Raw genomic sequence first — 23,452 nt, forward strand, 5'->3', positions numbered from 1 at the left:
GACTCATTCGCTCCAGTCGAAGAAGCCCTTGCCGCTCTTGCGCCCCAGTTCACCCCGGGCCACCTTGTCCCGGAGAATCCGGGGCGGAGCGAAACGCTCCCCCAACGTGGAGTGCAGGTATTCGGCAATCCCCAGGCGGACATCCAGGCCCACGATGTCGGTGGTCTTCAGCGGCCCGGTGGGGTGCTTGTAGCCCAGGACCATCGCGGCGTCGATGTCCTCGGCCGAAGCCACGCCTTCTTCCACCATCCGCATCGCCTCCAGGGCGATCGCGACGCCGAGCCGCGAGGAGGCGAAGCCGGGTGCGTCATTGACCACGACGGCGGTCTTGCCCAGCGCCTCCACCCAGCCTTTCGCCGCGGCAGCGAGTTCCGGCGAGGTCTGCTTCGCCAGGACCACTTCGATCAGGGTGGACGCCGGCACCGGGTTGAAGAAGTGCAGACCCAGGAAGTTGGCCGGACGGTGCAGTTCCGAGGCCAGGGCGGAAACGGACAGGGAGGAGGTGTTCGAGGCCAGGAAGGCATCCGCGGAGAGGTGCGCTTCCACTGCCTTGAGGGCGGCCACCTTGAGCTCGTAGTCCTCCGGCACGGCCTCCACCACCAGTCCGCAGTGGATGAACGATTCATAGTCCGTCGACGTGCTGAAGCGGGCCAGCGCTTCCTCCGGGCTTTCCCCGAGGGTGCCGCGCGCGGCGGACTTGGCAACGGCGTCGGACACCCGGGCGTGCGCCCCGGCGGCGGCTTCGGCGTCGCGCTCCACCACAATCACAGTGGCGCCCTTGACGAGGAAGGCGTGCGCGATGCCCGCCCCCATCCGGCCGCCGCCAAGGACTCCTACAACGTGCGGAATAGCGGCAACGACGCTCATGTGGTGGTCCTATCCTGGGTTACGGGGGTGCTGTCAATATCCGCGCCGGGCGCGCCGTCCTGCGGGAGCTTGGCCGCCAGCCGTTCGGCCATCTTCTTGTCCAGGAAGTCCTGCATGCGGTCGAACTTGGCCCGTGACTCGAAGAGGATGCCCTGGGCGAGGGTGTCGATCACCGGATGCGCCCCCTCCGGGGCATGGAAGACGGACTTGGTGATCCGCACGGCCAGCGGGTCCTGGCGGGCGATGCGATCGGCGAGCTTGTGGGCGGCGTCCATCAGCACGGGTGCTTCGTAAATGCCGGTGATGAGGTTGATGCGCAGCGCCTCCTCGGCCCGCAGCACGGCCCCCGCCAGCAGGATCTCCTTGGCGAGGGGCTCCCCCACCAGTTCCTTGAGCCGCCAGGTGGCGCCTGCCGCGGCCATAATGCCGAGCCCGGTTTCCGGGTTGCCGATCCGCACGGCGGGCGTGCCGATCCGGAAATCGGCGGCGTAGGCGAGTTCGGCGCCGCCGCCCAGGCAGTAGCCGTCGATCGCGGCGATGACGGGCATGGGGAGCTGCGCGATGCGGGCGAAGATCGTGGAGTTGATGCCGCGCAGGGCGTCATCACGACGGCGGTCCCTCAACTGGCCGATGTCCGCGCCTGAAGCGAAAACGCCTTCGCTGCCCGCAATGATCAGGATCTTCGGCTCCCGTTCGAGGTAGTCGCAGACCTTGTGGAGCTCGTCGACCATCTGCTGGTCGATGGCGTTGCGCACCTCCGGCCGGTTGAGCAGGACGGTCAGCCGGTCTTCCTGCTCCTCAATCAGCAAGGTGCCGAATCCTTCCGGATCCAGTGCCTTTGTACCGCGCTGTGCCTTTGAACCGCCCTGTGCCTTTGAACCGCCCAGTGCCTTCGAAGAATCCAGTGCCATTACACGCCTTCCAGGAGAAGTGCCGAGCCTTGCCCGACGCCGATGCACATCGTCGCGAGGCCGATCCTACGGCTTGCCCCGGACAATTCGCGTTCCATCCTGCCCAGCAGCGTGATTGCGATCCGGGAGCCGCTGGAACCGAGGGGGTGCCCCAGGGCAATGGCGCCGCCGTCATTGTTCACGGTTCCGGCGTCCAGCCCAAGGCGCCGCATGCTCGCGAGGGACTGGGTGGCGAAGGCCTCGTTCAGTTCCACGGCTCCGAGGTCGGCGACGCCGAGGCCGCTGCGGTCCAGGATCTTCCGCGTGGCGGGCACCGGGCCGATGCCCATGATCTCCGGCTCGCAGCCGGCAGCTCCGCCGTCGATGATCCGGGCACGCGGGGTGAGCCCGTACCTCCGGATGGCCGCCTCGGAGGCGACGATGATCGCGGAGGCGCCGTCGTTGAGGCCCGAGGAGTTGCCCGCGGTGACGATGGAGCCGCCGGGAACAACGGGCCGCAGCCCCGCCAGCACTTCCATGGTGGTTCCCTCACGGGGGCCTTCATCGGTGTCGACGACGGTCTCGCCCTTCCGGGTCTTCACCGTCACCGGGACGATTTCCTCCTTGAAGCGGCCGGCGGCGATCGCGGCGAGGGCGCGTTCGTGGGAAGCGACAGCGAAGGCGTCCGCGTCCTCGCGGGAGATGCCATCCACCCGGCCGACTTCCTCGGCGGTTTCGGGCATCGAGTAGGTCATCTTCCCGTCCCGGGAGAGCTCGCCTTTGGTGAAGCGGGGGTTGGCGAAGCGCCAGCCGATCGAGGTGTCGAAGATCTGCCCGGGCTTGGCGAAGGCGGTGGCCGGCTTTTCCTGGACCCAGGGGGCACGGCTCATGGATTCGACGCCGCCTGCCACCACGATATCGGCGGCGCCTGCCTTGATCATCTGGCTGGCCATGATGATGGCGCTCATGCCGGATGCACACAGGCGGTTGACGGTGATGCCGGGGATGTGGAGGGGCAGGCCTGCCAGGAGGGTCGCCATACGGGCAACGTTGCGGTTCTCCTCGCCGGCTCCGTTGGCGTTGCCGAGGATCACCTCGTCGATCGAATCAGGGTCGACGCCGGCCCGCGCCACGGCCTCGCCCACCACCAGTCCCGCAAGGTCGTCGGGACGGACTGCGGAAAGCGAGCCGCCATAGCGGCCAACGGGCGTACGGACGCCGCCAACAAGAAAAGCCTCGACCATGAGCACATCCTTCACGGAGCAGGGCCGGCGAATAATTTACCGACCGTTCGTTCTATAAAGATTACACTGTGCCCGTCCGGGGTCAACAGGAGGCGGTCAACCGGAAGACGAAGTCACCGGCCGTCACAACACCCGGATGCCCAGGTGCCCGGCAAGAAGGGGCGCCAGCAGGCCGAGCTGGTAGTCATCGATCACGACGCCGGAAAGGCCGCCCAGCCCGTTGACTGTCCGGAATTCGCTTCCGCGCAGGTCCATGTCCTTGAGCTTGGCGCCCGTGACGTCGAGCGTGCCGATGGTGCAGTCCTTGAACGCCACGCGGTTCGCCGTGCAGGAGCCCAGGTCCAGTTCGTTGATGATGCAGCCACTCACCTGGACGTCCTGGAGCTTGGAACCGCGCAGGTTCAGGAAGTCCAGCTTGCCGCCGTCGATCCGCACGGACTGCCAGCTGCCCTCGTACAGTTCCGCGGAGCCCCAGCGCGGGTTGCTGATTTCGACGTCGCGCCAGGAACTGCGCGCGGCGGTCAGCACCGGCGCGTACGGCTCCGAGAGGATGCAGTCCCGGAAGCTTGCACCGCGCAGTCCGGCCTCGTTGAAGGAGACGCCGGTGAACTCGCACTCGAGGAAATCCGCGCCGTCAAGCTCCTGACCGTCGGCGCGCACCTGGCTGAACCGGACGCCGTCGTACCTTTCACCGCGGCGGAAGTCCGGAGCGTCGTCGTCGCGCAGTTCTTCCAAGTGCACCGGCGAAATCCTGGGGGCAGCAACTTTCGCAGCCGCCATCAGAGGGATTCCGCCTTTGCGGCGATCTCCGCGAGATCCTTGCCGAGGGCCTTTCGGGTCATACTCATCCCGATTTTCCCGAACAATGCCATGGTGATCCTGCTCAGGAGCGTGGGCTTGATGACCTCTGCGCCGAAGGTCAACGTGAGGTCCGTGCCGCCGTCGCGCCCTGCCAAGGTGAAACGGGTGGTGTAATCCGCGCCGCCCTGCAGGGCTTTGACCGTGGTGCTGCGGGGCGGGTCGGCCTGAGAGACCCACATTTCGACCGTTTCCTGCCGGCCCATCATGGTGCGTGTTTCTTTCCAGCGCGTGCCTTCGCCGTAGGCGCCTTCGCTGAGCATCTGGATGGCATCGACGCCGGAAAGCGTTGCGGCTGAGCCGGGAATGTCGGAGATGACGGCCCAAACTTTCTCCGGGGCGGCGTTGATGTGCTGCGTCAGGCTGGTGGTGTGCTCCATGCGTCGAGCCTAGCCCCGGGCACTGACACTCCCAACAGGCCGGGGGAAGCGAACGGCGGGCGCCCCCAAGGATGCACCCGCCGTCGAACGTCCTGGAACCCTAGGCGAACAGCTCGCTCTTGGGCTCGTTGTTCTTGACCTTCTGCCAGCCGAGCCAGAGCACGACGGCGAAGAACGGGACGGTGGCCAGGGTCCAGGCGCCGAGGTAGAAGACCTCGCCGCTCTTGCTGGTCATGGTGTCGAAGCCGATCAACACGGTGATGGCCAGCAGCGCCACCAGGCCGGCCCAGCTGGTCCAGGGCGAACCGGGCATGGGGAGGCTGGAGACCATGCCCTTCTTCTTCCGCAGCATGATCTGGCTGGCGAAGATGGAGCCCCAGGTGAAGATGACGCCGATCGAGGCGGTGTTCAACGCGAGGTCGAAGGCGTGCGAGCCGCCCAGCCAGATGTTCAACAGGATGCCCACGAGGTACACGGCGCCGATGGCCAGGATCGCGGCATAGGGGACGTGGCGGGTGGACATGCGGGTGAGCCACTGCGGGGCGTGGCCGTTGTTGGCCATGGTGCGGAAGATACGGCCGATCGAGTACAGGCCGGAGTTGCAGGAGGACAGGGCGGCGGTGATGACGATCATGTTCATGACGTCGCCCATCCAGCCCAGGCCCATCTGGCCGAAGACCGTGACGAACGGTGAGGTGCCGGCCTTGTACTGGTCCGAGGGGAGCAGCATGGCGAGCAGGGTCACCGAGCCGACGTAGAAGACAACAATGCGGAGTACGACGGCGCGGATCGCCTTGGGCACTTCGCGTTCCGGGTTCTTCATCTCACCGGCGGTGATGCCCACCAGTTCGATCGCGTTGTAGGCGAAGATCACGGCGTTGAGGACCAGGATCATCACCAGGCCGCCCTTGGGGAACATTCCGCCGTCGGCATGGAAGAGGTTGCCCACGGAGGCGTGGCCGCCACCCACCTGGGCGTTGGTGACCACCATGAAGGTGCCCACTGCCAGGAAGATCACAATCGCCGCGACCTTGAGGCAGGAGGCCCAGAACTCGAACTCGCCGAAGGCCTTCACGCTGAACAGGTTCACGGCCACCAGCAGCACCAGCGCGGCGATGGCGGACAGTTCCACGGGGACGTTCGGGAAGAAGAACTGGAAGTACAGTCCGATCGCGATCAGCTCGGCGATGCCCGTCATGGCCCAGTTGATGAAATACATCCAGCCGGACAGGTAGGCGCCCTTCTTGCCGAAGAGTTCGCCGGCATAGCTGACGAAGGAACCGGAGGTCTGGCGGTACATGATGAGCTCGCCGAGTGCCCGCATGAGCAGGTAGGCAATGACGCCAGCGATCGCGTAGGAGAAGATCAGGGCCGGGCCCGTGGAGGCCAGGCGCCCGCCGGCGCCCATGAACAGGCCGACGCCGATGGCGCCGCCCATCGCAATCATGGTGACGTGGCGGCGGCTCAGGGTCTTGCTGTAGCCCTCGGCGCTGAGGGACGGGTCGACGGCAGATGCCGGGCCGGCGGGGTTCTTAAGGTCTGTGGGGGTACTTTGCGACACAGTTGTTCCTTGTGGGTTGGGTAGGTACCAGCGCCCTTTGCTGCACGTGATTCGGCTCACTGGCCGGAATCCTATTCACTTCTGCGGGTTGCAGGGCAAATCATCGAAGGGCGAATCCAGCAAGCCCATCTTACAGTGTGAAACGCACCACGCGTGACCCGGGCTACAGCCGGCCTTTCCGGCTGCCGGGAAACTGCTTCCTGCCTGCCTTCTTTGCCGCTAGCCTGTGTGTAGCATCGACAGACACACCTGGCAGGTGGGCGGTCTTCGTCGCACCTGGCCTTCGCACTGGACCTGGGGGGAACATGCGAAACAGAAGGCTGCTGCCCGCCGCGTTGCTGCTTGCCCTTGCCGGGTGCTCCGGCGGGGGCGCAGGACCGGCCAGTCAAAGCGCAAGCCCCGCTCCGTCGTCGACCGAATCCGGCAGTCCCGGAACATCCACCGGTCCAAGCGCGGCTGCGTCAACGGACAAGGCCCCCGCACCGCCGCCGTCATCGGAGCCCGGTGACGTCTCCACCTCCTTCAACGAGATCGACGCACTGCGGAACCAGAGCTGCACGGCGGGAGCCGACGGGTCCTGGACCTTCATGGGAACCCTCGTCAACTCCACGAAATCGGCCAAGACGTACACGGTGGCAGTCGCCGTGACCATCGGCGCAGCGGTCCAGGGCCACGCCCTGATTACGGAAACCGTCCAGGCCGGAAAATCGGCCGACGTCCTGGCCAGGGATTTCGCAAGAACCACGGGCCGGGCCGGCACGTGCGAACCGGTTGTCTCGGCTGAGGATGCGCAGTGAAACGGGGGAACACGGTGAAACGGGGGATCACAGTGAAACGGGGGAACACAGTGAAGACCGGATTCCAGGCAAAAATATCGCTCGTGGCCGCCGCCCTCTTGCTGGGACTTGCGGCGGTCCCCCTGGCGGCAGCTCCGGCCAGCGCGGAGGAGACCCCAGGTCCGGGCGCGGGCCCGTCGCCGAGCAGCGAGGTGACCCCGGCGGACGAGCCCAGCCCGAGCGATGAAGCCAGCCCGACCGCCCCGGGTTCCGGTTCCGAGTCACCGGAGCCCGATCCTTCCCCGACCGTGGATCCTCCCGCGTCCCTTGAGGACCTACCGCCGTCGGAGCCGTCGGAGCCGTCCGAGCCTTCCGCGCCGTCGGAGCCGCCGGAGCCGCCGGCACCGGCTTTCACCACGGAGGGTGCGATCGGAGCGAAATGGCTCGACCTTGGCGGAGCCGGCGGCGTACTCGGCGAACCGATCTCCAAGCAGTACTGCGCCGAGAGTGGCCTCTGCCAGCAAAAGTTCGCGGGCGGCTTGATCTATTGGACCAGCGCGGACGGCGCCCACGCGGTCTTCTCGGCAACTGGGCACACCGGACCAGGGTTTTTCTCGGGCGGCGGCCTGGCAGCTTTCGGCTATCCACTGGGCGATGAAACCGCCGCGCCCGGGGGCACCGTCCAGAAGTTCTCGGGCGGAAAGATCCTCGCGTGGAATGGGACCGCAGTCTTCCGTATCTGGTCCCGCGGGGCGATCGGCGGGTTCTGGACCGCCCTGGGATCATCCGCGGGCCTTGGCATGCCGCTATCAAACGAGAGCTGCGGGCTCCGGAACGGCGGCTGCTTCCAGGCGTTCTCGAGGGGAACCATCTACTGGTCCCCCGCCACCGGACCCCGCTTTGTCCGCGGTGCCATCCAGACCCGCTGGAAGTCGGTCGGCGCACAGGACAGCGTCATGGGCTACCCGGTCACCAGCGAAATCTGCGGCCAGCCTGCCAGCGGCTGTGTCCAGCGCTTCCAGGGCGGGAACATCTACTGGTCACCGGGCAGCGGGGTCTGGGTTGTCCGGGGTGCCATCGGAGGCCAGTACGCTGCTGCCGGCGCCACGCGAGGGCTGCTCGCTTACCCGCTCTCGAACGAGAAATGCGCCAGCGGCAAGTGCATCCAGAACTTTCAGGGCGGCTTCATCGGCTGGGAAGGCCATGCAGGAACCCGGATCTATTCCAAGGGCACCGAATGCCAGGCCCTGAACAACGGGAAATCCAAGTATTCCAGCTACGGCGCCAACCGGGTGCTTTTGACCGTCGCCCGGGACTACAAGGTGTCCAGGTCAACGAGTATCTACTGCAAGAGGCTCGCCGGAACCTATGTCCCTGACTGGAAAACGGACAGCTATGTGGGCGCTTCGGGATTCAAGCCTCCGGGAGTGCCGTCCGGCCCCACCCGCTACCTCTTTTCGCCGACGGGATCCTTCAGCGTGACCGAGGCGTTCGGCCTGGGCAACCCCGGAACCAAGCTCGCCTACCGGACGCTGAACCCGCGGTCCCGCTGGGGCGGCAACCCCTGGACCGCCACCTACAACAAGTACTTCGAGTCCTCGTCCTGGGTGGGCTGGGACGAGAACATGTGGTACTACGCAACGCGCGCCAGCCACGACTACCGCCAGGGCGTGGTCATCAACTACAACCGGCCGAACATCGTCCAAAACGCAGGCTTTGCGATCTTCCTGCACATGAACAAGGTACCCACCGCCGGCTGCATCTCGCTTGATGACTGGGCCGTGCTGGACTACCTGAAGAAATCCACCCCCGGGGACCGCATCATCATGGGTACCTACCGGGACCTGTTCCGCTGACAGGATGGCAGCGGAACGGCTCCGGCGGCTTCAGCGCACCAGCGCCGCGGCCCGCTTCCGGCGTGCTTTCGCCAGCCGCGTGCCGATCAGTCCCTGCCGCGGGCTGAAGAGGTAGACGACGGCGAACACCACGCCCTGCGCGAGCACCACCATCGCACCCGAGGCGGTATCCAAGTAGTAACTGATGTAGATCCCGGCCACCGAGCAGGCGGCGGAAATGACGGGGGCGATCACGAGCATCCGGGAGAAGCGGTCGGTCAGCAGGTACGCCGTGGCGCCCGGAATGATGAGCATGGCCACCACCAGCACGACGCCTACGGTCTGCAGCGCCACCACCGAGGTCAGCGCGAGCAGGCCCAGAAGGAGGGCGCCCAGGCGCCGCGGCGAGAGGCCGATCGCGTGGGCGTGGGTGGGGTCGAAGGCGTACAGGGTCAGGTCACGGCGCTTGAGCACCAGGATGGCGAAGGCCACCACCCCGAGAACCACCACCTGCACCAGGTCCGCTGTGCTCACGCCCAGCAGGTTCCCGAAGATGATGTGGTTCAGGTCCGTCTGGCTGGGGGTCACGGAAATCAGCACGAGGCCCAGCGCGAACAGCGAGGTGAAGACGATCCCGATGGCGGCGTCCTCCTTGACCCGGCTGGTGTTGCGCACGACGCCGATCAAAGTCACCGCCAGCAGCGCGAACACCAGGGCGCCAAGCGCGAATGGCGCCCCCACGATGTAGGCGAGCACGACGCCGGGCAGCACCGCGTGCGAAACGGCGTCACCCATGAGCGACCAGCCGATCAGCACCAGCCAGCAGCTCAGGACGGCACAGACGACGGCGGCGATCGCCGTCGTGAGCAGCGCGCGGACCATGAAGTCATAGCCGAGCGGTTCCAAGAGGATGTCAATAAGGTCCATCGGGCTAGCCCCTGTTCATGACGTCGAGGCCGAAGGCCATGGCGAGGTTTTCCGGCTGCAGCACCACGTCCGGGTTGCCGTGCATGAGCACCTTCCGCATGAGCAGCACGGCTTCGTCGCAGAGCTGCGGGAGCGCGTGGAGGTCGTGGGTGGAAACCAGGATAGTGGCGCCGTCGGCGGCGAGTTCCCGCAGCAAGCGGGTGATGGTCGCTTCGGAGCGTTTGTCCACGCCGGCGAACGGCTCGTCGAGCAGCATCATGGTGGCGCCCTGTGCAATGCCGCGGGCCACGAACGCGCGCTTCTTCTGGCCGCCGGACAGCTGGCCGATCTGCCGGTCGGCGTAGTCGCCCAGTTCCACCCGCTCCAGGGCGTGTTCGACGGCCTCGCGGTCCGCCTTTCGCGGCCGGCGGGTGAAGCCGAGGTGCCCGTACCGGCCCATCATCACCACGTCGCGCACGGACAGCGGGAACGCCCAGTCCACGTCCTCGCTTTGCGGGACGTAGCCGATCCCGGCCTCCTTGCGGATTTTCATCGGGGGCTGCCCGTTGATGAGGACCTGCCCGGAATCGGGCTTCACCATGCCCATGATGGCCTTGAAAAGGGTGGATTTTCCGGAGCCGTTCATGCCCACGAGCCCGCAGATACGGGCCGGCTCCAGGCTCAGCGAGGCGCCGTCGAGGGCGAGGACCTCTCCGTAATGCACCGTGACTTTATCTACGAGGATTGCCGGGGTGCTCATGACGTCTTTCCCGTCAGTGCGTTGGCGATGGTCCGGGCGTCGTGCCGGATCAGGTCCAGGTACGTCGGCACGGGGCCGTCCGCCTCGGAAAGCGAATCGACGTAGAGAACACCGCCGAACTTCGCACCGCTGGCCTCGACCACCTGCATCATGGGGGCATTGGACACCGTGGACTCGCAGAAGACGGCCGGGACCTTGTGCTCCTTGACGAATTCGATGGCCCGGGCGATCTGCTGCGGCGTGGCCTGCTGTTCGGCGTTGACGGCCCAGATGTAGACCTCTTTGAGTCCGACGTCGCGGGCCAGGTAGGAGAAGGCCCCCTCGCAGCTGACAAGTGCCCGCTGCTGGACGGGCAGCGCCTTCAGCTCTGTGGCCAGGTAGTCCTTGACCTCTTGCAACTGCGCCTTGTACGTCTTGGCGTTGGCCTCGAAGGCGGCGGCGTTGGCCGGGTCGAGCTTGGCGAAGGCCTTGGCCATGTTGTCGGCATAGATCTGCACGTTCGACGGCGACATCCACGCGTGCGGGTTCGGTTTGCCTTTGTAGCTGTCCTCGGCGATCGGCATCGGCTCCACGCCCTCGCTCACCACCGCATGCGGCACGTCCAGCCCTTCGACGAACTGTTGGAACCAGACCTCGAGGTTCAGCCCGTTGTCCAGGATCAGCTCGGCCTGGGCTGCCTTGCGGATGTCCCCCGGGGTCGGCTCGTAACCGTGGATTTCGGCACCCACCTTGGTGATGGATTCGACGCGCAGTTTGTCGCCGGCCACGTTCTTGGCAATATCGGCCAGGACCGTGAAGGTGGTCAGGACGACGGGCCGGTCATCGTTTCCGGCGCTGGTCGAACCCCCGCAAGCGGTCAGGCCGAACGCGAGGGCGGCGGTGAGGACAAGGGACACATTCCGGACAGCAGCTTTGGTGTACCGAAACAGAGATTTAGGCATGCCGAAAATTATAGCCGGAAGGCACTGCCAGTTACCGCATATCCGCCCCCAACCTCGCTCCGCTCGGCCGTGGGGCCCACGCGGCTAGGCTTATTCACATGGGCAAGATTCCAGCACCGGGAAGGCTATACGCCTTCAACGGCCTCGACGCCGTGGCGTCCGGACTCTACCTCGGACTAATGCTTTTCGCTGCCTTTGCCGGTGCCCTGCTGGCACCCCTGCTGCAGAGCCTCCGGGCAACTCAAGCGGCGGCCTCCTATGCGGTCAACCTCGCCTTCTATGCCTCGGTTGGCATATTCGCCTTCCTGGCCGCCCGGCGGGTGCTTTCCCGCGACACGCGGATCCTTGCCACCCGCCCGTGGTTCACACTGGCCATGGTGCCTGCCTCCGTCGTGGCCATGCTGGTGTTCACGGCCATTTTGGTCACGGCAAGCGGACAAGCACGCGCCTCGGAAAACCAGCTGGGAATCCAGTCGCTCATCGAGAACGTCCCGGCCTGGCTGATCGTGCCCCTGCTGGTTGTGGTGGGGCCGTTCGTGGAGGAGTACATTTTCCGCCACCTGTTGATCGGGAAGTTGTCCGGACGCCTCAACACCTGGGTCTGCTGCGCGATCTCCGTCGTGCTGTTCGCGGGCATCCATGTCTTCCGCAATGAAGGCCTCTCCACCCAGGCCATGGTCCCCTACCTCGGAATGGGCGCGGTTCTGGTCGCGGTTTACGTCTGGACCGGGAAGAACCTCATGTTCTCGTTCCTGGTCCACGCCGGCAAGAACCTTCTGGCCGTGCTGCTGATCTACGCGCTGCCTCCGCAGTTCTTCGGCGCCTAAGTCCCCAACTAACTCGCAGTTGTGGTCGTTTTGAGGGCTCACAACGACCACAACTGCCAGCCAGTTGGGCAACCAGGACCGGAACTGTCCGCAAGGCCCGCGGGGCGAGGCACCTGTGGACCGCCAGCCAGGGCCCGCACGAATGGCACACCATGGCGGACCCCGAAGGCAACGAGTTCTGCATCAGCTGAGCCGGTAACTAAACTCGTCAGGGTGAGCAACGACTTCCCCGCCAAGGTATCCGACGTCTTCGACCCCGCGCGCTGGCGCACGGTTTCCGGATTCGACGACTTCCAGGATATGACCTACCACCGCCAGGTGGAACGCGACGAAGCCGGCGGAATCGTCCGCGACCTGCCCACCGTGCGCATCGCCTTCAACCGCCCGGAAGTCCGCAACGCCTTCCGGCCTGGCACCGTGGACGAGCTCTACCGCGCCATGGACCACGCCCGGATGACCCCCGATGTGGCCACCGTGCTGCTCACCGGCAACGGCCCCTCCGCCAAGGACGGCGGGCATTCCTTCTGTTCCGGAGGCGACCAGCGGATCCGTGGCCGCGACGGCTACCGGTACGTAGTACAGAACACCGCCGACGGCGAGACCCAGGAAACCATCGACCCCGCTCGGGCCGGGCGCCTCCACATCCTGGAAGTCCAGCGGCTCATGCGCACCATGCCCAAGGTGGTCATCGCCGTCGTGAACGGCTGGGCAGCCGGCGGCGGGCACTCGCTGCACGTCGTCTCGGACCTCACCATTGCCTCCCGCCAGCACGGCAAGTTCAAGCAGACCGACGCCACCGTGGGAAGTTTCGACGCCGGCTACGGCTCAGCGCTGCTGGCCCGCCAGATCGGCCAGAAGGCAGCCCGTGAGATCTTCTTCCTCGCCCGTGAATATTCCGCGGAGGACATGGTCCGCATGGGCGCCGTCAACGAGGCCGTGGACCACGACCGTCTCGAAGAAGTGGCCCTGGAGTACGCCGCGGACATCGCCCGCCAGTCGCCCCAGGCCATCCGCATGCTCAAGTTCGCCTTCAACCTGGCCGACGACGGCCTGGCCGGACAGCAGGTCTTCGCCGGCGAAGCCACCCGCCTGGCCTACATGACGGACGAGGCCGTGGAGGGCAAGGAAGCGTTCCTGCAGAAGCGGGATCCGGACTGGTCCGCCTTCCCCTACTACTTCTAGGAGGCCGGCTGTGGATGACATCCTGAAGGCCCTCGCGGCCGCCCTGCAAGGTGAAGGACCCGCCGTCGAGATCGTCACGGCCCCGGACGGGAAGGCCACGGCTGTTCCCGTGGAAACCCCCGGCTTCGAGGACGCCGCAGTGGTGGTGCGCACCTCGGGATCCACCGGCGCGCCGAAGGCCACCGTGCTCACCGTCGACGCCCTCGCGGCATCCTCCATGGCCACCGCGATAGCGCTGCGCGGCGAGGGCCAATGGCTGCTGGCCCTGCCTTTGCAGTACGTGGCGGGCATCCAGGTGCTGGTCCGCTCGTTGTTCGCCGGCACCCGCCCGTGGGCCATGGACATGTCCGGCGGCTTCACCCCGGAAGCCTTCATCGCTGCAGCCCTGGAGCTGACGGACAAAGTCCGCTTCACTTCCTTGGTCCCGACCCAGCTGCAGCGGCTGCTCGATGCGCCGTCCGCGGGGACGCTCGCCGTGCTGCGGCGCTTCAACGCGATCCTGCTCGGCGGGGCTCCGGCCCCTGCCGGGCTGCTGGAGGCGGCGCGCGCCGCCGGGCTTCGCGTGGTCACCACCTACGGCTCCGCCGAAACGTGCGGCGGCTGCGTGTACGACGGCGAGCCGCTGGACGGCGTCGAGGTCCGGATCGACGGCGAGGGCCGCATCCTGCTGGGTGGCAGCACCATTGCCGCCGGCTACCTGGACGCTCCCGACGCGGCAGGTTTCTTCGAGGAAGACGACGTCCGCTGGTACCGTACCGGGGACCTCGGCGAGCTCTCCCCCGACGGCAAGCTCACCGTCCTGGGCCGGGCCGACGACGTCATCATCACCGGCGGCGTCAAGGTTTCCGCCGCGTACGTGCAGGCCGGGCTGGAAAGGCTCGACGGCGTAAGCGCGGCTTTCGTCACTGGTGTCCCTTCCGCCGAATGGGGCCAGGCCGTGGCCGCCTACGTGGCCATGGACGACTTTGCGGGCAGTCCGGAACGACTCCTCGCCGCGGCGCACTCGGGCCTCGGAGCACTGGCACCCAAGACCGTCATCACCGCGCCCGCGCTGCTGATGCTGCCCAACGGCAAACCGGACCGGCTCGCCATGGGCGCGCTGCTCAGCGAAAAGCATCAGGCAGAATAGACAAGTTCACCGCATCCACCGCCGGCCCCATCCGGCCCCACCGCGAAACAACACGAGGTACAACACGTGGCAACAGCTGCACAATGGATCCAAGGCGCCCGGCCGCGCACCCTGCCGGCTGCGATCGCCCCGGTGCTGATCGGCACCGCGGCCGCCTACGAACTGCAGTCGTTCCGCCTTCTCAACGCGATCCTTGCAGCCTTCGTGGCCTTGCTGCTGCAGATCGGCGTCAACTACGCCAACGACTATTCCGACGGGATCCGAGGGACCGACGAGGACCGCGTAGGACCGCTGCGCCTGGTGGGATCGGGGGCTGCCCGCGCCCAGCACGTGAAGTGGGCCGCGTTCGGAGCCTTCGGCCTCGCCATGCTCGTGGGCCTGATCCTCGTGATCATCACCCAGGCCTGGTGGCTGATCCTGGTGGGCCTGGGCTGTGTGCTTTCCGCCTGGGGCTACACCGGCGGCAGGAACCCCTATGGCTACATGGGCCTCGGCGACCTCTTCGTGTTCGTGTTCTTCGGCCTCGTGGCCACGCTCGGCACCACCTACACCCAGGCCGGGCAGATTAGCCTCCCCGCGGTCATCGGCGCGATCGGCACCGGATTGATCGCCTGTGCCCTGCTCATGGCCAACAACGTCCGCGACATCCCCACGGACACTATTGCCGGGAAGAAGACCCTGGCTGTGCGGCTGGGCGACCGGCATGCGCGTGAGAGCTATGTGCTCATGCTGGCCTTGGCGCTTCTCCTGGTGGTGGTCCTGGCGCCCACCAAGCCCTGGATGCTGATCGTGCTGCTCCTGGTCCCGGCCTGCCTGACGCCGGCCTGGCTCATGGTCAACGGCAAGCGCAAGAGCCTCATTCCGGTGCTCAAGCAGACCGGCATGATCAACCTCGGCTACAGCCTGCTGTTCTCGCTCGGCCTGGTGCTGAGCACCGGCTTCTAAGGCGCGGTTGGCTTCAGAATTCCTTGGGGCGCCGGTCGTTCTCGACGCGGACTTCGGGGTGCTCGTCCACCAGGCGGTCCTCGGCGTCGGCATCGGCGACCTCGCCGGCCGAGCGCAACGGCTTGGCCCGCCCGGAGAAGCGCTCGCGCATGGCTGCCGTGGCGGCGTCACGCTGTTTCTGGAAGAAAAGGTAGCTGATCGCGAAGGCGATCAGCCCGGCGAAGACCACGGCCAGGATGACGCCGGTCTGCAGGAAAAGGAACAGCACGAACAACGGCACGAACAGCGCCAGGCGGATCAGGGAGTACTTGAGGAAAGCCACGGTTCAAGTTTAGCGGTCGGATCCACTCCGGCCGCCGCCGGACCGGGCGAAGGCCCTCCTGGCCCGTGCCCCGGAGGCGGGTACACGGCCCTTGAGCGGTGGCTAGACTGAAGGTATGCCCCGCGTAGTTGCAGTCATCATCGTCCTGCTGGTCTTCGTTTACGGCTTGGTGGATGTGATCCGCACGGACGGCCGTTACGTCCGGGGCATCTCCAAGCCGGCCTGGATCGTGGTGATGCTGCTGCTTCCGGTCCTCGGCGCCATCCTTTGGTTCTTCTTCGGACGCCCGTACGGCGGAAGGGCGGCGCAGCCGGCCTTCCCCACCCACCCGACGGCTCCCGACGACGACCCGGAGTTCCTGCGCAACCTGGAAATCCGCCGCCGCAAGCAAAGCGAAGCCGAGCGGCTGAAGAAGCTCCGCGAAGAGCTCGAGGAGAAGCAGCGCAAGCTCAGGGGCGAATCAACGTCCGACGGCAACGACGGCAGCGCCTCCTAAGCCGGCCGAAAGCCGAAGGCAGCGGGCGGGCAGGCGAACCCGCCGCGCCCGCCGCGCCCGCCGCATCAAGTCCTAGCTCAGGCCCGAGTACGAGTGCAGGCCGTTGAAGAACTGGTTCACGATCGTGAAGTTGAAGATCACGCACAGGTAGCCCACGATCGACAGCCAGGCGGCGCGCGTTCCGGTCCAGCCGCGGGTGGCCCGCGCGTGCAGGTAGCCCGCGTAGACCACCCAGATCACGAACGTCCAGACTTCTTTGGTGTCCCAGCCCCAGAAGCGCCCCCAGGCCTTCTCGGCCCAGATGGCGCCGAACATCAGCGTGAAGGTCCAGCCCACGAAGGCCACGGTGTTGATCCGGTAGGAGAGGTTCTCCAGGCTCAGGGCATCCGGAACCAAGCGCATGAAGCCCAGCTTGTCGGCGCCGCCCGCGGCAAGGGTCTTCTGCCGGTGCGCCTGGACCAGTTGCAGCGCAGACATGGCGAAGGTCAACGTGAAGAGCGCCGAGGACAGCACCGCGATGGATACGTGGATCACCAGCCAGTAGCTCTGCAGGGCGGGAACCAGGTGGCCAACCGGTGTCCAGTACGCGACGGAGGCCGCCACGAGCATGATTACGGCCAGGCCGATCACGAAGGTTCCCAGGAAGCGCAGGTCGCGGCGGACGAGGGCCAGCAGGAAGACCACGACGGCAACGAAGGCACCGGTGGTGAGGAACTCGTACATGTTGCCCCACGGCACGCGGCCTGCACCGATGGCGCGGGTGACCACGCCGGCTGCGTGGATCAGCACGCCGAGGATGGACAGCGCCACTGCCACACGGGCGGGTGCCCGGCGCTCGGCGGCGTAGCGCATATCACCGGCGGCGGTGCCGCCGGTGGAGGTTGGGCCCGACGTCGGACGCTCCGCATAGCCTGCCGGCCCGCTGACGTCCGCTCCCGCCATCCGCCCTGCAGCCACCGGCACCTTGGCGGCGGCTGCCGCCTTCAGGTCCACGGCGCGCAGCGTCTTGCTGCTCTTGGCCAGGTCCCAGGCGAAGGCGACGAACGCCACCGTGTACGTGCCTGCGGCCAGGAGCATGAAGAGCTCGCTGTACTGGCCCATGGTTTCGTTGATGGGGAACATTACCGGTCCTTAGTGTTTGTCGAGGCGACAGTGTCGGAAGTATCGGATGGGTCCGGCTCCAGCTGCCATTCACGCTGCAGCAGTTCACGTATAGCGGCGGCTTCGCCGGCCAGGCGGTGGTCTTCACCGCGGGCCAGCAGGCCGTACTCCACCATGGTGCGTCCGTCGTCGTGGGTTCCGGTGCGGACCCACACGCGGCGGCGGTTCAGGTAGAGGGAGACGACGAGTCCGGCGACGGCGAGCAACGCGAAGACCAGGGCGCTGGCCTGGCCGGGGTTGTGGTGGATATCCACGCCCACGTACTTCTTGACGCCGTCGAAGCTGATGCTGCCCTTGCCGTCCGGCAGGGTGTACGTCTTGCCGGGCACCAGGGTGATGCCCTTGGTGGGGAGGTCGCGGCCGTTGAGCTGGGTGAGGTTCTTGACGTCGAGCTCGAACACATTCTGCGGCGTGCCCTTGTCCAGGCCGAGGTCGCCGTAGTACGAGTTCAGGCTGAGCTGCGGGTTGATGAGCTCGGGATCGCCGCTGAAGGACACGCCCTGTTCGGTGACGAATGCCGTCGGCAGGAAGAAGCCGGCGAAGCCCAGCTGATCGGGCTTCGCGTCGGGAACCTTGATGACCACCGAGGAGTAGTAGTTGTCGCCCTGCAGCTTGGCCACCACGGGCCCCTGCAGCGCGATGTTGCCCTTGCCGTCGCGGACGGTGATGACCGGGGCGTAGCCGTTGCCGGTGAGGTAGATGCTGGTGCCGCCCAGCATGACGGGGTCGTTGACCTTCAGGACCTGCTTTTCGGCCGGCGCGCCCGGGTTTTCCTTGGTGGTCACCTGTGCGGTGAAGTCGATCGGCTGGCCGAAGTGGGCCGGCGATTCACGGTCGAACTTCACGTCGAACTTGTCCAGCTGGATCGAGTAGGGCTGCAACCAGCTGCTCTGGAAGTTGGTGCCGGGGCTGAACTGGTCGTAGCCCACCAGGGTGTTCACGAAGGTGTCTCCTTCCACCAGGATGCGCTGGCCGCTGTAGCCGAACAGCCCGCCGATGGCCACGGACACCAGGACGCCGATCAGCGAAGTGTGGAAGACGAGGTTGCCCACTTCCTTGAGGAAGCCGCGCTCGGCACCCAGTGACGGCCGGTCGCCATCGGCGTCCCGGACCTCCACGCGGTAGCCGCGTTTCTTGAGCAGCGCGGCGGCATCGGTGATGGCGCGCGACGCCGGGATCCCGGCGTCGGCGGGAACCACCAGGGTGCCGTACTGAGGGAGGCGGGACAGCCGCTTGGGGGTCCGTGGCGGCTGGGAGCGCATCGCCTTGTAATGCGCGATGGCCCGCGGCGTCACGCAGCCGATCAGCGAGATGAACAGCAGGAGGTAGATGGCGGAGAACCAGGCCGAGGAGTAGACGTCGTAGAGCTGGATGGCATCCAGGATCTTGCCGTAGTCCGGGTGGTCCTTGATGTACTGCGTGACGACGGCGGGGTTCGCCGGGCGCTGCGGGAACAGCGAGCCCGGGACGGCGGCCACCGCCAGCAGGAGCAGCAGGAAAAGCGCGGTGCGCATGCTGGTCAGCTGGGTCCAAGCCCAGCGGAGCATGCCTTTCAGTCCGAGTGCGGGCAGCGCGGCCCCGGTCTTGGCGTCCTCGGTCGTCTTGGGTTTGTTCTTGGCTTCCACGGGCTCGCTCATCAAATCGGCAACTTCACATCGGTCTGGAACCAGTACTGCAGCCCGGTGACCCAGGCACCCCACACTCCGCTGGCCATCAGGATCCCCAGGAGGATCAGGATGGCCCCGCCGGCCCGCTGGATCGCCAGGCGGTGCTTGCGGAAGAAGGACATGACTCCGGCGCCGCGGCGTACGGCGAGGGCGATCAGCAGGAACGGCACTCCCAGGCCCAGGCTGTACACGAAGGCAAGCAAGGCGCCCTTGGCTGCGGAGGATCCGCCGGACAGGCTCAACAGCTGGACGGCCGAGTAGGTCGGTCCAATGCAGGGGGCCCAGCCCAGGCCGAAGGTGATGCCCAGCAGCGGCGCGCCCCACAGGCCGGCCGGGGGCTTCGCATGGATCTTGGCGTCCCGTTGCAGCCAGCTGAAGCCGCCCATGAAGACGACGCCCATGACGATCACCAGGACACCCAGCAGCTGGGTGATCCAGGCGTTCTGCGGACCGCTGATGAATGTGCCCAGCTGGCCGAAGGCCCCGCCGAGCAGCACGAAGATCACGGAAAAGCCGAGCACGAACAGCCCGATTCCGGCAAGCATGCGGCCGCGCCGCTGTTTCTGGAGATCGACGCCGGTCAGCCCGGTGACGTAGCCCAGGTACCCGGGCACGAGGGGCAGCACGCACGGCGAAAGGAAGGAGACGAGTCCCGCCAGCAGGGCCACCGGGATGGCCAGAAGCAGGGAACCGTTGAGGATGGTCTCGGCGAAGGGGCTGTTCACGTTCGTAGGGCCGCCTACTCGGCTGCCGCGGCGCTGATGAGGGCCTTCAGGGTGCCCTTTTCGATTTCGCCGAGGACGCGGGAGGCAACCCTGCCTTCCTTGTCTAGGACGAGCGTGGTGGGCACGGCGTTCGGCGGCACCAGGCCGGAAACTGAGAGCAACACGGCACCGTTCTTGTCGTTGAAGCTCGGGTACGTCAGGTTGAAGGTCTTTTCGAAGGCCTCGGCGGTGGGTTTCTCATCGCGCAGGTTGACGCCGAAGAACTGCACGCCTTTGGCCTTGAAGTCCTGGTGCAGTTCCTCGAGGATGGGCGCCTCGACGCGGCAGGGGGCGCAGGCCGCGAACCAGAAGTTCAGCACCGTCACCTTGCCGCGGAGGTCTGCGGCCTTCACAGCCGTGCCATCGAACAGGATCCCGTCAATCTGCACCGGGGCTGAACGCTCGGTCGTGGCGAACTCGGTGACCGAACCGTCTCCCGCAATGTAGTTCTTGTTGTCGCCGACGTTCGCTTGCTTGGCGAGGTTGTCCTCCTGCGGGGCGCAGGCGGACAGGCCCACGGTCATGGCGGCGAGGGCCGCTCCCCCGGTGGCGAGGAAGCGTCGGCGCGAGGTGTTGCTGTGCTTATCCAATGTCATGCTCCGGGAGTACTTGCGGCGCCGGGCAACAGGGCTGCCGCGGGCTCGCTGTAGTCGACCCGCACGAGGGCGCCGTCGGCGTCGAACACCAAGGACGTCAGGGACGTCAGGGTGCACTCGCGCTTGCGCGGGTCATGCCACAGCCGGCGCCCTTCGGCGCTGCGGCGCGTGGCGTAGATGGGCAGCTGGTGGCTCACCAGGATCGCTTCGGCGCCGTCGCCGCCGAGTTCGACGGCACGCTGCCGGGCGTCCTCGATAGCGGCACGCATGCGCGCGACCTGCTGGCTATACGGTTCACCCCAGGACGGGCGGAGCGGGTTCCGGAAATGGAACCAATGCTGGGGCTTCAGGAACTCCGAGGGACGCGCGTGCAATCCTTCAAAGTGGTTCTCTGCCTCGATGATCCGGGGATCCGTATGGACCTGGAGGCCGAGCGCCTCAGAGCTCGGCTGGGCTGTTTCCTGGGCACGCGTGAGCGGCGAGGCCACCAGGTGGACGATCTTTGCCCCGGCCGCGGCGCGCGCTTCGAAGTGCTCGGCGAGCACGCGCGCCATCGCCCATCCGCGCTCGGACAGGTGGAATTCGGGGAGTCTGCCATACAGAACGCCGTCGGGGTTATATACCTCGCCATGGCGGAGCAGATGGACAGTTGCTTGGGGCATGTCTACCAGTTTCTCAAAGAGGACGGGCATTCAGAAATCTTCTACGCCACGTAGAACTGAAGTTCCCGAAAAAATGTTCCCGGCGATGGAATAAAAGATGCATTTGCATGTTTATACTGGATGCAAGATCGGTTGATTGTTCAAGTAACTGTCCTCCGAGCGGAGATTCCACCCATCCCTACCCCAAGGAGCACGCCATGACCCTCCCCGCCAACGTCACCACCGGTACCTGGACCCTCGACAACTCGCACAGCGAAATCGGCTTCACCGTCCGCCACGCAGGAATCAGCAAGGTCCGCGGCCAGTTCACCGAAGCCAACGCGACGCTGGAACTGGCGGACCACCTGGCCGACTCCAAGGTCAACGCAACCATCCAGACGGCCAGCTTCGACTCCGGCGACGTCAACCGAGACGGCCACGTCAAGGGCGAGGACTTCTTCGACGTCGAGAAGTTCCCGGAGATCAACTTCGTATCCCGCCACATCAAGGCCAACGGCGACAGCTTCGACCTGGTCGGCGACCTCACCATCAAGGGCGTCACCAAGGAGGTCGCCATCGAGACTGAATTCAACGGCGTCGCAGTCGACCCCTTCGGCAACACCCGCGCCGGGCTCTCCGGCGAGACCACCATCAGCCGCAAGGAATTCGGCCTGACCTGGAACGCCGTACTGGAAGCCGGCGGCGTGCTGGTCAGCGACAAGGTTGTCATCAACCTCGAACTCGCCTTCATCGCCCCTGCCGCCTAAGGGCACAGTTTCCGGAAGCGGCGCTTCCCGGAAGGCTTGCGGATTTCCGCAGCCACCGGGCGGCGCCGCTTTTCGTTGCCGCCTTCCAGGCGGGCATCCCTCCCATGGATCCACCCGCTGGAGTATTCACCACGAGGCCCAGAGGAGGCCGGGAATTCGCCGAAAATTTCCTAGGAAACCTTCAACCTCAGGTCTACAGTGATGCCATGAGTAACCCAAACGAAGTTCCTCAACAGCCAGGCTCAGAGCCCGCATCTTCCGGCGATGTTCCTCCCGCCGGCTACCAGCCGCCTCAAGGCGCACCGCAACCACCCAGCTACCAGGCACCCGGATATCAGGCCCCACCCCCGGGATACCAACAGCCTGCCCCGGGGTACCAGCAGCCGGCTCCGGGCTACGCAATGCCTGCCGCAGGGCCCAACAACGCCCCGCCTGCCGGCTTGGGCTACCCGGCTCCGGCAAGGAACACTTTCGGCCTCGACTTCAACAACATCGCCCAACGCTTCCGCGACACCACAGGCGTGCCGCAGCAATTGACTCTGTCCTACTGGCTCTGGGTCGGTGCAGCCGTCCTTGGCGTGCTGTCAAGCCTGATCAACATCTTCATTCTCCGGGGCTACTTCGGTGAATTGCTCATTGGCACCAGTATCGGGAGCTTCATTCTCAGCCTGATCTTCGCCGCCCTCTACATTTTCATCGCGATCAGGCTCAAGGAAGGCGCCCGCTGGGCCCGCTTGGTTCTGAGCATTCTGGCCGGGCTTGCGGTGATTTCGCTGCTGCTCCAGCTCGTCACGCTGAACCTGGGCTTCATCGGCTCCGCGGTCGCGGTGGCGGCCGGCGTGCTGATGTGGCTTCCCGAGTCGCAGAAGCATTTCTCGTAGGCACAGTTCCTGTACCCGAACCAGGTACAGGCTCTCACGAAAGCTTGGCCAAAGGCCGCGGTGCTCCCCAGGACGCCGCGGCCTTCCTTTCTGCCACGAGTGCCGTCCCGCACCGGACTCCCTGGCCTTTCCTTGCCGGAAATCCGTGGGAAATCGGTCTCCACCGCCGGGTGCCGGGGTACGGTGGACTTAAACCAAGCTGGGGGCAGGGGTAATTGCTGACCCGGCAGCCGAACCCGCAGTCGAACATGCAAAGGAATGCCATGAGCAACCCTCCATACCCGCCCGCCAACTCCGGTGAAAACGGCAGTTCCCAGCAGGGCACCCCCGAACAGCCGCAGTACGGCCAGCCGGCACAGCCCCAGTACGGGCAGGATGCCCCGCAGTACGGACAGCAGCCATCGGCGCCACAGTACGGGCAGGCCGCACCGCAGTACGGCCAAGGCGCACCCCAGTACGGACAGCAGCCCGCCGCCCCGCAGTACGGCCAGGGCGCTCCGCAGTTCGGCCAGTCCCCGTATGGCCAGTCCCCCTACGGACAGTCGCAGTACGGGCAAAGCGTGTGGCCGAGCCAGCAGCCGGCCACGACGTCGGGAGTTCCCTCGCTGGTCAACATCTCGTTCTGGCTCATCCTTGCCGCCGGCGTACTGAACCTGATCGGCATCCCGATCACGCTTGCCATGATCAACTCGCCCGAGTTCGGCAGCATTGTGGACGAGGCAATGAAGGCCCAAGGACGCAACAACCCCGGCATCGACGTGGACAGCTTCCGCGGAATATTTGCCACCACGGTGGTTATCTTCTCCGTGATCTTCGCCGGCCTCTACGCCCTGGTCGCCTTCAACGTGCGCAGGGGAAAGAACTGGGCCCGGATCCTGGGAACCATCTTCGCCGCGATCTCACTGCTGGGCCTGGCCCAGGTCGGCATCGGCACTGTCACCATCCTGCTCGGCATCGCCGCGATCGTAATGCTCTACCTGCCGGCTTCGGCGCCGTACTTCCGCAAGGCCCAGCCCTTCGCGAACCCTTACGGCCAGGGTCCATACGGCCGCTGAA

Annotated in this window: 25 protein-coding genes and 1 pseudogene; 11 read left to right on the top strand and 15 right to left on the bottom strand. The window is 66.1% G+C overall.

Annotated features, from left to right (window positions below):
* Window positions 1-3 precede the first annotated feature (3 nt).
* The 6 genes from ACZ9CK_RS14190 to ACZ9CK_RS14215 all read right to left on the bottom strand — a co-directional run bounded on the left by ACZ9CK_RS14190 (window position 4) and on the right by ACZ9CK_RS14215 (window position 5,800).
* On the bottom strand, window positions 4-867 hold the full coding sequence (locus ACZ9CK_RS14190; RefSeq protein ID WP_426299517.1) for a 3-hydroxyacyl-CoA dehydrogenase family protein: 864 nt from the start codon (window positions 865-867) through the stop codon (window positions 4-6).
* The gene (locus tag ACZ9CK_RS14195; protein WP_476050258.1) at window positions 864-1,778 is read right to left on the bottom strand and encodes an enoyl-CoA hydratase/isomerase family protein; all 915 of its coding nucleotides are present in this window, start codon (window positions 1,776-1,778) and stop codon (window positions 864-866) included. The genes ACZ9CK_RS14190 and ACZ9CK_RS14195 overlap by 4 nt, the downstream gene beginning before the upstream one ends.
* Window positions 1,778-3,001 carry a thiolase family protein gene (locus ACZ9CK_RS14200; RefSeq protein ID WP_476050259.1) on the bottom strand — a complete coding sequence of 408 codons (1,224 nt, stop codon included), beginning with the start codon at window positions 2,999-3,001 and terminating at the stop codon, window positions 1,778-1,780. The genes ACZ9CK_RS14195 and ACZ9CK_RS14200 overlap by 1 nt, the downstream gene beginning before the upstream one ends.
* A gap of 123 nt (window positions 3,002-3,124) precedes the next feature.
* Window positions 3,125-3,781 carry a pentapeptide repeat-containing protein gene (locus tag ACZ9CK_RS14205; RefSeq protein ID WP_476050260.1) on the bottom strand — a complete coding sequence of 219 codons (657 nt, stop codon included), beginning with the start codon at window positions 3,779-3,781 and terminating at the stop codon, window positions 3,125-3,127.
* Complete coding sequence (locus tag ACZ9CK_RS14210) at window positions 3,781-4,239, bottom strand: SRPBCC family protein (RefSeq protein ID WP_476050261.1); 459 nt, start codon at window positions 4,237-4,239, stop codon at window positions 3,781-3,783. Before ACZ9CK_RS14210 ends, ACZ9CK_RS14205 begins: the two co-directional genes overlap by 1 nt.
* A 100-nt stretch (window positions 4,240-4,339) precedes the next feature.
* Window positions 4,340-5,800 (bottom strand): amino acid permease, encoded by a 1,461-nt coding sequence (locus ACZ9CK_RS14215; RefSeq protein ID WP_426299527.1) that lies wholly within the window; start codon window positions 5,798-5,800, stop codon window positions 4,340-4,342.
* A gap of 305 nt (window positions 5,801-6,105) precedes the next feature.
* Here ACZ9CK_RS14215 and ACZ9CK_RS14220 point away from each other — a divergent pair, with 305 nt between their 5' ends.
* Together ACZ9CK_RS14220 and ACZ9CK_RS14225 are read left to right on the top strand one after the other, a co-directional pair.
* Window positions 6,106-6,597 (top strand): hypothetical protein, encoded by a 492-nt coding sequence (locus tag ACZ9CK_RS14220; RefSeq protein WP_476050262.1) that lies wholly within the window; start codon window positions 6,106-6,108, stop codon window positions 6,595-6,597.
* Window positions 6,598-6,680: 83 nt separating this feature from the next.
* The gene (locus ACZ9CK_RS14225) at window positions 6,681-8,432 is read left to right on the top strand and encodes a hypothetical protein (protein ID WP_476050263.1); all 1,752 of its coding nucleotides are present in this window, start codon (window positions 6,681-6,683) and stop codon (window positions 8,430-8,432) included.
* A 30-nt stretch (window positions 8,433-8,462) separates the two neighbouring features.
* Here ACZ9CK_RS14225 and ACZ9CK_RS14230 read toward each other — a convergent pair whose 3' ends face one another.
* Genes ACZ9CK_RS14230 through ACZ9CK_RS14240 form a run of 3 tightly spaced genes read right to left on the bottom strand, consistent with a single transcriptional unit; the run spans window position 8,463 to window position 11,018 of the window.
* Window positions 8,463-9,338 carry a metal ABC transporter permease gene (locus ACZ9CK_RS14230; RefSeq protein WP_476050264.1) on the bottom strand — a complete coding sequence of 292 codons (876 nt, stop codon included), beginning with the start codon at window positions 9,336-9,338 and terminating at the stop codon, window positions 8,463-8,465.
* Window positions 9,339-9,342: 4 nt separating this feature from the next.
* Window positions 9,343-10,077, bottom strand: a complete 735-nt coding sequence (locus tag ACZ9CK_RS14235) for a metal ABC transporter ATP-binding protein (RefSeq protein WP_426299535.1) — start codon at window positions 10,075-10,077, stop codon at window positions 9,343-9,345.
* Window positions 10,074-11,018: a metal ABC transporter substrate-binding protein gene (locus tag ACZ9CK_RS14240; RefSeq protein ID WP_426299537.1), complete on the bottom strand. Its 945-nt coding sequence runs from the start codon at window positions 11,016-11,018 to the stop codon at window positions 10,074-10,076. Before ACZ9CK_RS14240 ends, ACZ9CK_RS14235 begins: the two co-directional genes overlap by 4 nt.
* A gap of 98 nt (window positions 11,019-11,116) precedes the next feature.
* Between ACZ9CK_RS14240 and ACZ9CK_RS14245 the strand changes: the two genes are divergently transcribed.
* The 5 genes and pseudogenes from ACZ9CK_RS14245 (at window position 11,117) to ACZ9CK_RS14265 (ending at window position 15,101) form a co-directional block, all read left to right on the top strand.
* On the top strand, window positions 11,117-11,845 hold the full coding sequence (locus ACZ9CK_RS14245) for a CPBP family intramembrane glutamic endopeptidase (protein ID WP_426299539.1): 729 nt from the start codon (window positions 11,117-11,119) through the stop codon (window positions 11,843-11,845).
* Between the two features lie 92 nt (window positions 11,846-11,937).
* Window positions 11,938-12,036 (top strand): annotated as a pseudogene (locus ACZ9CK_RS14250) (VOC family protein); the annotation flags it as partial.
* A gap of 22 nt (window positions 12,037-12,058) precedes the next feature.
* Entirely contained in the window at window positions 12,059-13,027 is a 969-nt protein-coding gene (locus tag ACZ9CK_RS14255; RefSeq protein WP_426299541.1) for a 1,4-dihydroxy-2-naphthoyl-CoA synthase, read from the top strand.
* Window positions 13,028-13,037: 10 nt separating this feature from the next.
* Window positions 13,038-14,156, top strand: a complete 1,119-nt coding sequence (locus tag ACZ9CK_RS14260) for an AMP-binding protein (RefSeq protein ID WP_426299543.1) — start codon at window positions 13,038-13,040, stop codon at window positions 14,154-14,156.
* Between the two features lie 66 nt (window positions 14,157-14,222).
* Complete coding sequence (locus ACZ9CK_RS14265) at window positions 14,223-15,101, top strand: 1,4-dihydroxy-2-naphthoate polyprenyltransferase (protein ID WP_426299545.1); 879 nt, start codon at window positions 14,223-14,225, stop codon at window positions 15,099-15,101.
* A 13-nt stretch (window positions 15,102-15,114) separates the two neighbouring features.
* Here ACZ9CK_RS14265 and ACZ9CK_RS14270 read toward each other — a convergent pair whose 3' ends face one another.
* Window positions 15,115-15,423: a DUF4229 domain-containing protein gene (locus ACZ9CK_RS14270; protein ID WP_476050265.1), complete on the bottom strand. Its 309-nt coding sequence runs from the start codon at window positions 15,421-15,423 to the stop codon at window positions 15,115-15,117.
* A gap of 115 nt (window positions 15,424-15,538) precedes the next feature.
* Here ACZ9CK_RS14270 and ACZ9CK_RS14275 point away from each other — a divergent pair, with 115 nt between their 5' ends.
* On the top strand, window positions 15,539-15,919 hold the full coding sequence (locus tag ACZ9CK_RS14275) for a PLD nuclease N-terminal domain-containing protein (RefSeq protein WP_476050266.1): 381 nt from the start codon (window positions 15,539-15,541) through the stop codon (window positions 15,917-15,919).
* 72 nt (window positions 15,920-15,991) lie between these two features.
* On the opposite strand, the gene ccsB is transcribed toward ACZ9CK_RS14275, so the two are convergent.
* The 5 genes from ccsB to ACZ9CK_RS14300 are packed head-to-tail and all read right to left on the bottom strand — an operon-like array spanning window position 15,992 to window position 20,769.
* Window positions 15,992-17,041, bottom strand: coding sequence for a c-type cytochrome biogenesis protein CcsB (gene ccsB, locus ACZ9CK_RS14280; RefSeq protein WP_426299551.1), 1,050 nt, complete (start codon window positions 17,039-17,041; stop codon window positions 15,992-15,994).
* A complete protein-coding gene (resB, locus tag ACZ9CK_RS14285) occupies window positions 17,041-18,717 on the bottom strand; it encodes a cytochrome c biogenesis protein ResB (protein ID WP_476050267.1) in 1,677 nt (558 codons plus the stop codon). Before resB ends, ccsB begins: the two co-directional genes overlap by 1 nt.
* On the bottom strand, window positions 18,717-19,472 hold the full coding sequence (locus ACZ9CK_RS14290) for a cytochrome c biogenesis CcdA family protein (RefSeq protein ID WP_426299555.1): 756 nt from the start codon (window positions 19,470-19,472) through the stop codon (window positions 18,717-18,719). The genes resB and ACZ9CK_RS14290 overlap by 1 nt, the downstream gene beginning before the upstream one ends.
* Before the next feature lie 14 nt (window positions 19,473-19,486).
* Window positions 19,487-20,107 (bottom strand): TlpA family protein disulfide reductase, encoded by a 621-nt coding sequence (locus ACZ9CK_RS14295; protein WP_476050268.1) that lies wholly within the window; start codon window positions 20,105-20,107, stop codon window positions 19,487-19,489.
* Window positions 20,104-20,769: a histidine phosphatase family protein gene (locus ACZ9CK_RS14300; protein WP_426299559.1), complete on the bottom strand. Its 666-nt coding sequence runs from the start codon at window positions 20,767-20,769 to the stop codon at window positions 20,104-20,106. The genes ACZ9CK_RS14295 and ACZ9CK_RS14300 overlap by 4 nt, the downstream gene beginning before the upstream one ends.
* A gap of 197 nt (window positions 20,770-20,966) precedes the next feature.
* On the opposite strand from ACZ9CK_RS14300, the gene ACZ9CK_RS14305 reads away from it, so the two are divergent.
* From ACZ9CK_RS14305 to ACZ9CK_RS14315, 3 genes are all read left to right on the top strand, one after another.
* Entirely contained in the window at window positions 20,967-21,515 is a 549-nt protein-coding gene (locus ACZ9CK_RS14305; protein ID WP_426299561.1) for a YceI family protein, read from the top strand.
* A 401-nt stretch (window positions 21,516-21,916) separates the two neighbouring features.
* Window positions 21,917-22,396 (top strand): hypothetical protein, encoded by a 480-nt coding sequence (locus ACZ9CK_RS14310; RefSeq protein ID WP_426299563.1) that lies wholly within the window; start codon window positions 21,917-21,919, stop codon window positions 22,394-22,396.
* A gap of 263 nt (window positions 22,397-22,659) precedes the next feature.
* Complete coding sequence (locus ACZ9CK_RS14315) at window positions 22,660-23,451, top strand: hypothetical protein (RefSeq protein ID WP_476050269.1); 792 nt, start codon at window positions 22,660-22,662, stop codon at window positions 23,449-23,451.
* The last annotated feature ends 1 nt before the right edge of the window (window position 23,452 follow it).

Source organism: Arthrobacter sp. TE26545 (assembly GCF_056279005.1).